This window comes from Janthinobacterium sp. NKUCC06_STL, assembly GCF_019345455.1.
Taxonomy (GTDB): domain Bacteria; phylum Pseudomonadota; class Gammaproteobacteria; order Burkholderiales; family Burkholderiaceae_D; genus Janthinobacterium; species Janthinobacterium rivuli.
Map to the genome: position 1 here is coordinate 23,502 of NZ_JAHKQY010000014.1, position 12,406 is coordinate 35,907.

Here is a 12,406-nt window from a genome sequence, read left to right on the forward strand (position 1 = left end):
GGTTGGCGTTTTTATTGAATCGAGCAAGGCTGCCGGCTGCGGCCAGCCCCGTCGTTCTTACCACATCAAATCATCCGGAATCTGGAACGCCGCATACGGATCATCCTCATCCACTTCCGTGCTGGCCTGTTTCACGCGCACGACGATGGCGGGGTCGCGTTCGGCGATCTTGTCGGCGATGATGCGCGGCACCAGTTCCACGGCGCCGCCCAGGCAGACGATCACCAGACGGCCCGCCACCAGATGGGCTTGCACGGCGGCCGTCACGTAGATGCGCTCGATCTTGTTGTTGAACGTAAAGTTATACGGCACGTCGCCGTTGTTGCCCTTGCTCTGGCGGTTCTTTTGCACCATTTGCGCGATCTGCGCCACGATGGCCTTCTGGTTGGCGGCCGCGTCGCGCTGGGCGTTCAGTTCGCGCGCGCGTTCCGCGTTCTTGCGCTGGGTCTCGAGCGCGGCCAGGCGTACTTCGTCGACGCTTTGCGTGCCGCTCTTGCGCTCGTCCTTTTTTTGCTTGCTCTTGTCCTGGTTGGCCAGTTTGACCTTCTTCTTGTCGACCAGGCCGGCCTTTAAAAACTGCTCTTGCAACGAGACCATAACTACTCCGTATTGAGGGTGCGCCGGCCAAGGCAGCGGCATCGGCCGGTGGAAAGACGCTAGCATAGCAAAAAACAGGGGCGCTGCCGCCGTAACATGGCTGCCCGGGCCAGCCGGGGAGCGCCTTGTGCCTGCCAGTAACAAAAAGACACACTCGAGTGGAAATTTTGTTGATAAATGTCATATAGTTAGTTACGTTCTGCATATCGGCATTGCCTGCCGATTGCATGTCCCCTTCCACTGACTGCGCCTAAAGGATTTACCATGAAACAATTCATCGCCCTCTGCATCGCCGCCGCGTTTGCCAGCACCGCCTTTGCCGCCGCACCGGAAGCGGCGCCCGTCGCCAAGACGGCGCAACAGTCAAAAATGACGACCTGCAATGCGGACGCCGCCGGCAAAAAAGGCGATGAGCGCAAGGCCTTCATGAAGGAATGCCTGAGCGCCAAGCCGGCACCGGCCATGACACAGCAAAACAAGATGAAGGCGTGCAATGCCGACGCCAAGGACATGAAGGGCGATGCCCGCAAGGCTTTCATGAAGGAATGCCTGAGCGCGCCGAAGAAATAAGCGCCTCGCCGCTTGCCCCACAACGCCAGCATCATGCTGGCGTTTTTTTATTGCGCTGCGTACGCCTGCATCAGCCGGTCGAGGAAAACAAACAGCTGGCCGTTCATGGCTTGCCAGTCATGGGCGCGCAGGGTGGCTGGCTGTTGCACGAAGCGGTGCGACGCCAGCGTGGCCAGCTCTGCTTCCGACGCGGCGATCAGCAGCTCGACCACCTCCGGCGTGAACTCCATATGGCACTGGAAGCCGTACACCAGATTGCCGTATTCGACGATCTGGCGCGGGCAGCCTTCGCTATAGGCGATGACCTTTGCGTTGCCGGTCAGGCCCGGCATGTCGCTGTGCCAATGCCCGCTTTCCAGGACATCGCCGACATGCTTGAACTTGTCGTTCTCCCGCCCTGCCTCCGTCAGCATGATGGGAAACTTGCCGATCTCCTTTTCAGGGCTGTGCGCATGGGGCGCTCCCAGGGCCGCGCCGATCAGCTGCGCTCCCAGGCAAACGCCGACCACGGCCTTGCCCGCCGCGACGCATGCGGCTATCAGGGCCTGTTCGGCTGCGGCGTCGAAATGCGGGCATTCCTCGCGCGTCGTCGACGGCGACTGCGGTCCGCCCATGACGACCAGCAGGTCGATGTCCGCGATGGAAGGGGGCAGCGGCTCATGGGCATGGACGCGGGAATACGTGGCCTCGTGGCCCCGTTCGCGCACCCAAGTCTCGTAGGCGCCCGGCGCCTCGAATGCTTCATGCACGACGAAATGGACTTTCATGATGTTCCCTTCTGTGACGAGTAACTAAATAAAAACTATGGCCGGCCCAGCACCTGGGCCAGCACTGCGGCGAACGCCTGCGCGCCCGCTTCATCGATGGTCGACACGGTAATCCGCAATCCCTGCGCCGGCGCCTGTACGCCGAAGGCTTCGCCGCCGCGCACCAGCCAGCCATGCCGGGCCAGCGCCAGCACGGCCGCCTGGCTGCTGTCCGGCAGCGGCAACCACAGGTTCAGGCCATCGGCGGGACTGGCGCAGACCAGGCCGTGCGCCGCCAGCGCCGCCGCCACCATGTCGCGGCGGCGCGCATAGTCGGCGCGGGCCAGGACCACTTGCGCGGACACGTCGGGCGACGACAGGCAGGAACTCACGGCATCCTGCAAGAGATGGCTGACCCAGTTCGTGCCGGGCGCCAGGCGCAGGCGCAGGCGCTGGGCCGTCTGCCCGTCGCTGGCGACAACGGCCAGGCGCAGGTCGGGGCCGAAGATCTTCGACACGGAACGGATCAGCGCCCAGCGCCGGGCCGCAGAGGGAATCACGTCCTGGTAGCCGGCCGTGGACAGCAGCGAGAAATGGTCGTCGACGATGACCAGCACGTGCGGGTAAGCGGCCAGCACGGCGCGCAGCTGGTCCGCGCGCGCCGCGCTCAGGCTGCAACCGGTGGGATTGTGCGCACGGGGCGTGACGATAATGGCTTGCGCGCCTTGCGCCAGCGCCCGCTCCAGCGCCCCGGCCTGCATGCCCTCGGCATCGACCGCCACACCAACGGCGTGCAGCCCGGCGCTGCGCAAGGTGTTGATGCTGCTGACGAAACACGGGTCTTCCACGGCCACCTTGTCGCCCGCGACCAGATACGCCCCCAAGAGGCGCTCGACCGCATCGACCGCCCCATTCGTCAGGGTGATGTCGTGGCCTTCGGGGCAATCGCCGTCCAGCCAGCGCCGCGCCAGGGCTTCCAGTTCCGGATCCACGGTAGCCTCGCCATACAGGCGCGGACGGTATGGCTTGCGCGCCAGGGCCGCGCCGACATCGGGCAGCCAGGCCAGGTTCGGATTGCCGCCGCCCAGGTCGGCCAGCGGCGAGCCGGGCAGCAAGCCTTCCTGCTCGCCGGGATCGCGCTGCGCGCGGATGGCCGTGCCCAGGCGCCCTTGCGTGACCGCGATGCCGGCCGTCACCAGGCGCTGGTACGCCAGCGACACGGTATTGCGGTTGACGCCCAAGGTCGCGGCCAGCTCGCGCACGGTCGGCAGCTCCTGGCCCGGCGCCAATTCGCCCGCCTGCGTCAGCGCGCGGATGCTGTCGAACAGCTCCGCCGCGGTTTTCCCTGTGATTTTCACGATAGTCTCAGTCATGGTATATTTTGGCATAGGACAATAATACATCACCGCGGCGACTCTTGCCGCCCATAAAGCGAATACAAGGCTGACACATGCACAACGACACTCCCCTGCTCACTCCCACCATGCACGAACAGCATGGGCGCTGGCCGCAAGCCGTGTCGGTGGACGACTTCCGCCGCAACCTGGCGGCAGTGCATGCGCGCATGGCGGCCGCATGCCAGCGGGTCGGGCGCGATCCGGCCGGCGTGCGCCTGCTGCCCGTCAGCAAGACCAAGCCCGAAGCGAGCCTGCGCCTGGCGTACGCCGCCGGTTGCCGCATGCTGGGAGAAAACAAGCCGCAGGAGGCGGGCCGCAAATGGGAAGCGATGGCGGATCTGGCCGACCTGCAATGGTCGGTGATCGGCCATTTGCAGACCAACAAGGCCAAGCTGGTGGCGCGCTTTGCCAGCGAATTCCAGGCGCTCGACAGCCTGCGCGTAGCCGAGGCGCTGGAGAGGCGCCTGCAAGCGGAAGGGCGCGGGCTCGATGTGTTCGTGCAAGTGAACACCTCGGGCGAAGCCAGCAAGTACGGCTTGCCGCCGGACGAGGTGGCCGCTTTCCTGCGCCAGCTGCCCGCCTTCCCGGCGCTGCGCGTGCGCGGCCTCATGACCCTGGCGCTGTTGTCGGCGGAAGCCGTGCACGTGCGCCGCTGCTTCGTGCTGCTGCGCGAACTGCGCGACCGGCTGCGCCAGGACGTCCCGCATGGCATCAGCCTCGACGAGCTGTCGATGGGCATGTCCGGCGATTATGAAATCGCCATCGAAGAAGGCGCCACCGTCGTGCGTGTCGGCCAGGCCATCTTCGGCGCGCGCGACACGCCCGATAGCCACTACTGGCCGGCAGCGGAAGGTGGTCGCGCCGTCAATCATGCCGAATGATCAAGATGACATGCTGAAAGATACCGCGTAATATTTTTACCATACTGCTCAGCTCGGCAGCAGAGCTCACTGGTGAAAGGACGGCAGCGTGGCCGCGTCAAACGATCTCGCGCACTGGCGCGGACAGATTTTTGCGCGCCTGCTGCAGGCGGTGCTGCTGCTGGGCATCGTCACTGCCATTCCCAGCGCCCTGCTGGCCGCGCGCGAAGCTATCTGGTCCATAGTCATCCTCGACGTGCTGGCCATCGGCTGGATCGGCCTCATCTGGCATTGGCGCGCCATGCCCTACCGCTGGCGCGTGTGGCAATTTCTCATCGTCGCCTACCTGGTGGGCGTGGGCCTGCTCCTGAAAATCGGCCCCGTCAGCCAGATCTACATGATGCTCATGCCCGTGCTGGCGGCCCTGCTGCTGGGGATGCGGCCCGCCTTGTCGACCCTGGCCCTGACGTCGCTGACCATCTTTGTCCTCGGCCTGCATCCCGACGTCGCCCTGCACGTGCAGGGCGTGCCCGACTCCCCCGTGCTGCGCGCGCTGATCGTGGCCCTGAACTTCCTGTTCATCGCCGCCGTGCTGACCCTGTCCTGCGCCTTCCTGCTGCGCCACCTGGAACGCAGCAGCCAGGCCCTGTCGCAGCTGAATGCCGACCTGCGCTTGACGGCCACGGCGCTGGCCCGCCTGAACGACATGGTCATGATCGCCGAAGTGGCCGATGCCCCCGACTCCGGCACGGTGCCGGCCACGCGCATCATCTTCGTCAATGACGCCTTCGAGCGCAGCAGCGGCTATGCGCGCGCCGACGTGCTGGGCCGCAGCCTGCTGTTTCAACAAGGCGACGCCACCGATACGGACGAACTGGCGCGCATCGCCGCCGCCATGGCCCAGGCCCAGCCGGCCAGGGCGGAATTGCTGAATTACAACAAGGCCGGCAAGGCGTACTGGGTCGAGGCGGAACTGGTGCCGTTCACGGATGCGGACGGCAAGCAGACGCACTGGGTGGCCGTCGAGCGCGAAATCGACGAGCGCAAGAAATCGGAAGCGGACATCCACCGCCTGGCCTTCTACGACGTGCTGACGGGCCTGCCCAACCGGCGCCTGCTGATGGATCGCATCGCTCACCTGCTGGCCGCCGCGCCGCGCGACCAGTCCATCAGCGCGCTGATGTTCATCGACCTCGACCACTTCAAGCACATCAACGATGCGCGCGGCCACGCCACCGGCGACGCGCTGCTGCGCCTGGCGGGCGAACGGCTGGCGCAGCTGATGCGCAAGGCCGACACGGTGGCGCGCATCGGTGGCGACGAATTCGTCGTGCTGCTGGCGCACCTGGCCGATGACCTGGACAGCGCCGCCCGCGCGGCGGCCCAGGTGGCCGAGAAAATCCGCGCCGCCATCGCGCGCGACTTCGATATTGAGGGGCAGTCCTATCATTGCAGCGCCAGCATCGGCGTGACCCTGCTGCCGAAAACGGGCCAGCAGGCGCACGACCTGCTGCGCGAAGCGGACATCGCCATGTACCGCGCCAAGGCGGAAGGGCGCAACGGCATCGCCTTCTTTGAGGCGGCCATGCAGGCGGGCGTGGAGCGCCGCCTGACCCTGGAACGGGCGCTGGCGCGCGCCCTCGATGCCAGTCAACTATGCATGCACGTGCAGCCGCAGGTCGACCGCCACGGCCGGGTGACGGGCGCCGAATTGCTGATGCGCTGGCCGCAGGCGGACGGCAGCCATATCGCGCCCGGCATCTTCATTCCGATTGCCGAGGAGTCGGGGCTGATCATCAAGCTCGGGCACTGGGCCCTGCGCGAGGCGTGCCGCGCGGCGACCATGCTGGCGCAGGCCGGATCGCCCGTCGCCCTGTCGGTGAATGTCAGTCCGGCCCAGTTTCGCCAGCCCGATTTCACCGCCCGCGTGCAGGCGGCGCTGGCCGAACACGGCACGCCGGCCGGCGCCCTGATCCTGGAACTGACGGAAGGTTTGCTGATCGACCAGCGCGACGCCTCGCTGGCGCGCATGCGCGAGCTGGCGGCCCTGGGCATCCGCTTTTCCATCGACGATTTCGGCACCGGCTATTCCAGCCTTGCCTACCTGACCTCGATGCCGCTGTATGAACTCAAAATCGACAAGCGCTTCATCGACGACACGCCGCGCGATGCGCGCGATACGGCCATCGTGCAGGCGATCCTGGCCATGGCGCGCCACCTGGGCTTGCGCGTCGTGGCCGAAGGCGTGGAAACGCAGGAGCAGGCGGACTTCCTGCTCGCCCACGATTGCGACGGCTTGCAAGGCTATCTGTATGCGCGGCCCATGCCGCTAGCCGACTTTCTCGGCTGGCTCGCTCACAATCAAGCTTAGCTTTACGACATTTCCTGTACGAAACTCCTCCGCTAGAATACCGGCCTCATAGCCTGTACCTTCACCATCCCCTTTGATTAAAGCGATCCCCGATGCGTCTGGTTCTACCTCTGCTGCCGCTGCTGCTCTCTCTGCTGCCCGCCGCCCATGCGGCCCCTTCCTCCACCGCCACCGCGCCCACGCCGATCACGCTGGACCAGGCCATGGCCGATCCCGACTGGATCGGCACGCCCGTCGAAGCGGCATGGTGGGGCTGGAATGGCCAGCTCTACTACAAGCAAAAACGCCTCGGCTCGCCCCTGCGCGACACGTATCAATTGCCAGGCGCGAACGCGAAACTCAATAGCGGCAAGCAGGTCGACGATGCGCAGCTGGCCAACCTCGATGGCCAGCAAATGGTCGTCAACCGGGCCGGCACGCGCGCCATCCTGCTGCGCAACGGCGACTTGTTCGAGCGCGACCTGAAGAACGGCGCCTTGATCCAGATCACGCGCGGCGTGACGGCCATCAGCGACCCGCAATATTCCAGCGACGGCGGCGCCGTGCAATACCGCAGCGGCAGCGACTGGTTCAGCTGGAGCCGCGCGGAGCGCCTGAGCGCTCCCGTCGCCCTGCTGCGCGCGGCCAAGGACCCGGACGCCAAGCCGGAAGCGGACGCCCTGCGCGAATTGCAACTGCGCCTGATCGTCAACCTGGCGCGCCAGAAGGATGACCGCGACGCAAGCCGCGAACGCCGCCATGAAGAGCGCCGCCTGGACGCCACGCGCGCGCCGGAACCGATCTACCTGGGAGAAAAAGTCACCATTTCCGGCAGCGCCCTGTCGCCGGATGGCCGCTGGCTGCTGTTCGTCACGCAGGACAAGGCCGCCGAAAAGGGCAAGCTGGGCAAGCTGGCCCGCTACGTCACGGAAACGGGCTACCCGGAAGCGGACGACGAGCGCACGCGCGTGGGCCGCAACATGCCGATCGCGCAAAGCCTGAAGCTGGCTGACCTGCGCACGGGCCAGGTGCGCGAGATCGCCTTTGACAACCTGCCCGGCATCGCCACCGACCCGCTGGCGCTACTGCGCGCGGAACAGAAACTGCCGCCGTTGAAAGGCAACCGTCCCGTGCGCATCGACGCCCAGCGCGACGGCATCGCCTGGACCGATGACGGTTCCAAGGTGGCCGTGCGCATCCGCGCCATCGACAACAAGGACGGCTGGCTCGCCAACGTCGACCTGGCCAACGGCGCCCTCGTGCCCGTGCACCGCATCAGCGACGCGGCCTGGGTCAACCGCCGCGCCGAGGAATTCGGCTGGCTGCCCGACAACGCCACCCTGTGGTATCTGTCCGAGGAAAGCGGCTACGCCCACCTGTACGCGAAAACGGGCGCCGCACCGGCACGCGCCTTGACCAGCGGCCAATGGGAAGTGAGCGCCGTCGAATGGAGCCGCGACGGCAAGAACGCCTATTTTCTATGCAACCGGCAGGCGCCCGGCACGTATGAAGTGTGCGCCAGCACGGCGAAAGAGGGCGGCGCGCGCGAAGTCACGAATTTGAAAGGCGTGGAAAACTTCGGCCTGTCGCCCGATAACGGCAAACTGCTGCTGCGCTATTCCACCAGCTATATGCCGGCCCAGTTGGCCAGCGTTTCTGTCTCTGGCGGCAAGGCGAACATCCTGACCGATACACGCAGCGACGCCTTCAAGGCGCGCAACTGGGTCATGCCGGAACTGGTGCAAGTGCCGTCCACGCATGGCGCGGCGCCGATCTGGGCCAAGCTGTACCGGCCAAAGCAGCTGGAAGCGGGCAAGCGCTACCCGATCGTCATGTTCGCGCACGGCGCCGGCTACCTGCAGAACGTCACCGAGCGCTATCCCGTGTATTTCCGCGAACAGATGTTCCACAACTTGCTGGTCGAGCAAGGCTACATCGTGCTCGACGTCGACTACCGCGCCTCGCTCGGTTACGGCAGCGCCTGGCGCACGGCCATCTACCGCCAGATGGGCCACCCGGAACTGGAAGATTTTATTGACGGCGCCAATTGGCTGGCGCAGCAGCACCAGGGCGACATCCGGAACGTGGGCATCTATGGCGGCAGCTATGGCGGCTTCATGAGCCTGATGGCCCTGATGCGCGCGCCGGACATCTTCAAGTCGGGCGCCGCGCTGCGCCCCGTGACGGACTGGACGACCTACAACCACGAGTACACTGCGAATATCCTGAACACGCCGGACATCGATCCGCAAGCCTATAAAATCTCGTCGCCGATCGAATATGCGGACAAGCTGACGGGCAACCTCCTGATCGCCCATGGCATGATCGACGACAACGTGTTTTACCAAGACTCCGTGCGCCTGTCGCAGCGCTTGATCGAGCTGAAAAAGGATAACTGGGAAATGGCCAGCTACCCGATGGAGCGCCACGGCTTCGTGCAGCCGGAAGCGTGGTATGACGAGTACCGCCGGATTTACCAATTATTCCAGCGTACGCTGAAGTAACTGGTGTCGGGGTCAGACCCGCCGGGTCTGACCCCAGGCAAGCACTCAGTCAAACGGCACCGGCCGCGGCGTCGTATCCGACGATGGCGGCAGGATCGGCAGCACGATGTGCGGCTGCTTGCCCGTCAGGGTTTTCAGGAAAGCCACCAGTTTCGCGTTTTCGTCGGGCGTAAAGGTGCGGCCCAGTTGCAAGCGGCCCATCACGTCGACGGCTTGCGTCAGGGTCGCCGCTTCGCCATCGTGAAAGTACGGGTAGGTCAGCTCCACGTTGCGCAGGGTCGGCACCTTGAAATTGAAACGGTCCGCATCCTTGCCCGTCACGGCCGAGCGTCCCTGCGCCGTCATCGCCGTCTTGTACGGTTCCACCACGCCCATCTTCTGGAAAGTGTTGCCGCCCACGGCGGGGCCGTTATGACAGGCGATGCAGCCGCTCGATTTGAACAGCTGGTAGCCGGCCAGCTCGTCTTTCGTCAGCGCGCTTTTCTTGCCTGATAACCATTGATCGAAGCGGGAACCCGGCGTCACCAGCACTTCTTCAAAAGCAGCGATGGCGCGCGTGACTTGCTCGATGGTCAGCTTGTCCTGGCCAAAGACTTGCCGGAACTCCGCGCGGTAGGCGGGAATCGAGGCCAGCACGTCGATGGCCAGCTCGTGCGTAAAAGCCATCTCGCCGGGATTGGCGATGGGGCCGCCCGCCTGCTCCTGCAAATCCTTGGCGCGGCCATCCCAGAATTGCGCCACGTTCATGCTGGAATTGAGCACCGTGGGGGAATTGATGGGCCCGCGCTGCCAGTTGTGGCCGATCGAGGTCTTGATATTGTCCGTGCCGCCCATGCTCAGGTTATGGCAGCTGTTGCAGGAAATAAAGCCCGAGCGCGACAGGCGCGGATCGAAAAACAGCTTCTTGCCCAGCTCGACCATGGCTGGATTGGCCACCTTGGCGGCAGTAATCGGCTGGATCGGTTCCTTTTCCGCGGCATGCAGGACGCCGCCAAAGGCCAGACTGGTGATGAAGAGGAAGGGTGAGAGGGTGCGGCGCATAGTCTAACTCCTGGAAACATTCCCGAATCGGCGGCGCGCGCCGGCGCGGGAATGCAGCGCACCGGCCCGGTTGCCACCCGTACATCGCAGGTTGGATGTTGATTTATATTAACTTTGACGGGTTGACAATGGAAATGACCGGGATCAAGGTTCTGGCCAAGTGCGAATCGCGCTTGCCATTTACGCAAGCCTGGCACATGATAAGGACATGCAAACGCCAACCTACCCTACCCTGTTGCCCCTGCTGCGCGCCGCGTGCGCCAGCTTCCTGCTGCTGGCCGCCAGCGCCTGCGGCAGCGCCCCCACGCAAGATGATGCGCCGCCCGCCCCCGGCAATGCCGGCTTGCTGGCGCAAATCCAGGCGGAAGTGGGCGCCGCGGCCTGCGATTCCACCCAGCAATGCCAGACCATCGCCATCGGCGCCAAGGCTTGCGGCGGCCCCGAGCGCTACCTGGCCTGGTCCAGCAAAAGCAATGACGGCAAGAAACTCAAGGCACTGGCCCAGGCACAAGCCGAGGCCAGCCGCAAGCAGCAGCAGGCGGACGGCATGATGTCGACCTGCTCCATCGTCACGGATCCGGGCGCCACCTGCGAGGCAGGGCGCTGCGTGCTGCAAAAGAGCGGCCTGGGCGGCAGCGCCGCCATGTAATCGAGTGCTACTGCAACACGTCAGGGCTGCAGCTGCAAGGTCTTGACGATCTTGCTTTCCACTTTCTCGCCCGCGCCCGACATGGCATTCTTGCTCTCCTTGCGCAGCAACAATAAATGGTCGCCGCTGACGCCATATTGGCGCGTCTCGTCCGTCTTTTGCGTAAAGCTGATGACGACAAAGGCGCGCCCGCTCACATCCACGTGGAAATGGCTGGCCAGCGGCGTGCCATCTGCTGCGATCCACACATCGAGGCCGCCGTCGAACTTCTTCACATACTTGCGGTCTTTCTCAGGCACTTTGTCGAGCGACAAGGTAAAGCTGAGCAACCGCGCCGGCTTGCCCTTGTAGCTATCCATTTTTTCGCCGCTGAACACGGCCTCCTCGATCTCGCGCGACAGGGCATCCGCCGCCGACACCATGGAACGCAGTTCCGTTGCCTTCATTTCCCCCAGCGCAAAGCCGATCGGCGTCTTGACCTTCGGATCCTTCACCCTGGCGCGCTGCTCGGCCTCCACTTTCGCCAGCAACTCCTTGCCGTAGAGTACCTGCAAGCCCGCCGACCCGCCCTCGACAGTGACAGTGGCCTGGCCGCTATCCTCTTCCGCCGCCTTGCCCTCGCCCTCGCGGCGCCAGGATTTCGATTCGACCTGCGCCTTGATCGGCATCTGCCCCTGCAAGCGCGCCAGCGCCGCATTCAGCTCGGCCAGCCCATCGGCCCGCGCCGCGCCACAAAACAAACTGAACAAGCCCGCCACCGCCAGGCCCTGCACTCCAATACGTCGCTGCATCGCCACATCCCTTCAGCTCATACAAGGATGCCAAAACACCATGTTTTGGCCATCTGTTGCATTTGAACACAGCCAGCTCTGGTCAGGTGGAAAGTCTTTCTGCTATAATTCGCCGCCTTGGCCTGGTAGCTCAGTCGGTAGAGCAGAGGATTGAAAATCCTTGTGTCGGTGGTTCGATTCCGCCCCGGGCCACCAAGAATTCAGCATTAAATATCAAAAAGCCAACCTTCCGGTTGGCTTTTTTGTTTGTCTTTGCCCAAAACATCCCCCTCCCCACCGCTATGTACGCAAACGTACGGACTGCAGGCGCGCAATAGCCCATGCTGCAGGCAGACCACACACCCTTCCCGCCGCCAGCGCCCTGCGCGACACGGCGCAACGGCCACCTGGCCAGTTCTCCCCGCCACACCGCCATGCGAAACTCGCGCCCGACGCCGTCGAGCCGTTCCGTACATTACGGCACACTGCCAAAGGATGCATCATGAAAACTACCCTGATATTGCTCGCGCTCGCCTCTACCCTTGCCTTGACCGCTTGCCAGCGCGAAGCACCACCCGCGCCTACCGTGGTGCAAGTCGTTCCCGGCCCTGCCGGCGCGCCTGGTCCTGCCGGCGCTACCGGTGCCACGGGCGCAGAAGCCCCTGCCGGCGCGACCGGTGCCACCGGCGCCACGGGCCAGACCGGCGACAGCGGTGCCGCCGGATATGACGGCGCCAAGGGCGCCACTGGCGCACAAGGCAACGACGGTGTTCAAGGCAACGATGGTGCCAAGGGCGACGACGGCGCCAAAGGCAAGACGGGCGACACGGTGATTGTCGTTCCACAACGCTAATACGCCTCACGCTTCACACCACAACGCCAACCCATGCGGTTGGCGTTGTGCGTATGCGCTGTACCGCAC

The 12,406-nt window shown here is 64.7% G+C and carries 11 protein-coding genes and 1 tRNA gene; 7 read left to right on the forward strand and 5 right to left on the reverse strand.

All coding sequences use genetic code 11. The features are described from left to right. Positions 1-57: 57 nt before the first annotated feature. Positions 58-597 carry a DUF2058 domain-containing protein gene (locus KO539_RS27920; protein WP_034753528.1) on the reverse strand — a complete coding sequence of 180 codons (540 nt, stop codon included), beginning with the start codon at positions 595-597 and terminating at the stop codon, positions 58-60. A 264-nt stretch (positions 598-861) separates the two neighbouring features. Here KO539_RS27920 and KO539_RS27925 point away from each other — a divergent pair, with 264 nt between their 5' ends. After that, a complete protein-coding gene (locus KO539_RS27925; protein ID WP_219313415.1) occupies positions 862-1,167 on the forward strand; it encodes a PsiF family protein in 306 nt (101 codons plus the stop codon). A gap of 47 nt (positions 1,168-1,214) precedes the next feature. Here KO539_RS27925 and KO539_RS27930 read toward each other — a convergent pair whose 3' ends face one another. Further along, positions 1,215-1,934 carry a hypothetical protein gene (locus tag KO539_RS27930; RefSeq protein WP_219313417.1) on the reverse strand — a complete coding sequence of 240 codons (720 nt, stop codon included), beginning with the start codon at positions 1,932-1,934 and terminating at the stop codon, positions 1,215-1,217. 35 nt (positions 1,935-1,969) lie between these two features. Then, positions 1,970-3,271 carry a transcriptional regulator PtsJ gene (gene ptsJ, locus KO539_RS27935; RefSeq protein WP_219313520.1) on the reverse strand — a complete coding sequence of 434 codons (1,302 nt, stop codon included), beginning with the start codon at positions 3,269-3,271 and terminating at the stop codon, positions 1,970-1,972. A gap of 92 nt (positions 3,272-3,363) precedes the next feature. On the opposite strand from ptsJ, the gene KO539_RS27940 reads away from it, so the two are divergent. The 3 genes from KO539_RS27940 (at position 3,364) to KO539_RS27950 (ending at position 9,024) form a co-directional block, all read left to right on the forward strand. Beyond that, the gene (locus KO539_RS27940; protein WP_219313418.1) at positions 3,364-4,191 is read left to right on the forward strand and encodes a YggS family pyridoxal phosphate-dependent enzyme; all 828 of its coding nucleotides are present in this window, start codon (positions 3,364-3,366) and stop codon (positions 4,189-4,191) included. 88 nt (positions 4,192-4,279) lie between these two features. Further along, entirely contained in the window at positions 4,280-6,541 is a 2,262-nt protein-coding gene (locus KO539_RS30640; protein ID WP_219313420.1) for an EAL domain-containing protein, read from the forward strand. Positions 6,542-6,633: 92 nt separating this feature from the next. Further along, a complete protein-coding gene (locus KO539_RS27950; RefSeq protein WP_219313422.1) occupies positions 6,634-9,024 on the forward strand; it encodes a S9 family peptidase in 2,391 nt (796 codons plus the stop codon). 45 nt (positions 9,025-9,069) lie between these two features. On the opposite strand, the gene KO539_RS27955 is transcribed toward KO539_RS27950, so the two are convergent. Beyond that, positions 9,070-10,065, reverse strand: a complete 996-nt coding sequence (locus KO539_RS27955) for a cytochrome-c peroxidase (RefSeq protein ID WP_219313424.1) — start codon at positions 10,063-10,065, stop codon at positions 9,070-9,072. Between the two features lie 208 nt (positions 10,066-10,273). Between KO539_RS27955 and KO539_RS27960 the strand changes: the two genes are divergently transcribed. Continuing rightward, a complete protein-coding gene (locus tag KO539_RS27960; RefSeq protein WP_051959357.1) occupies positions 10,274-10,714 on the forward strand; it encodes a hypothetical protein in 441 nt (146 codons plus the stop codon). Positions 10,715-10,734: 20 nt separating this feature from the next. Here KO539_RS27960 and KO539_RS27965 read toward each other — a convergent pair whose 3' ends face one another. Further along, the gene (locus KO539_RS27965; RefSeq protein WP_257626521.1) at positions 10,735-11,505 is read right to left on the reverse strand and encodes a hypothetical protein; all 771 of its coding nucleotides are present in this window, start codon (positions 11,503-11,505) and stop codon (positions 10,735-10,737) included. A 119-nt stretch (positions 11,506-11,624) separates the two neighbouring features. Here KO539_RS27965 and KO539_RS27970 point away from each other — a divergent pair. Further along, positions 11,625-11,700, forward strand: a tRNA-Phe gene (locus tag KO539_RS27970). A gap of 286 nt (positions 11,701-11,986) precedes the next feature. Next, positions 11,987-12,337: a collagen-like protein gene (locus KO539_RS30645; RefSeq protein WP_219313426.1), complete on the forward strand. Its 351-nt coding sequence runs from the start codon at positions 11,987-11,989 to the stop codon at positions 12,335-12,337. Positions 12,338-12,406: the final 69 nt, after the last annotated feature.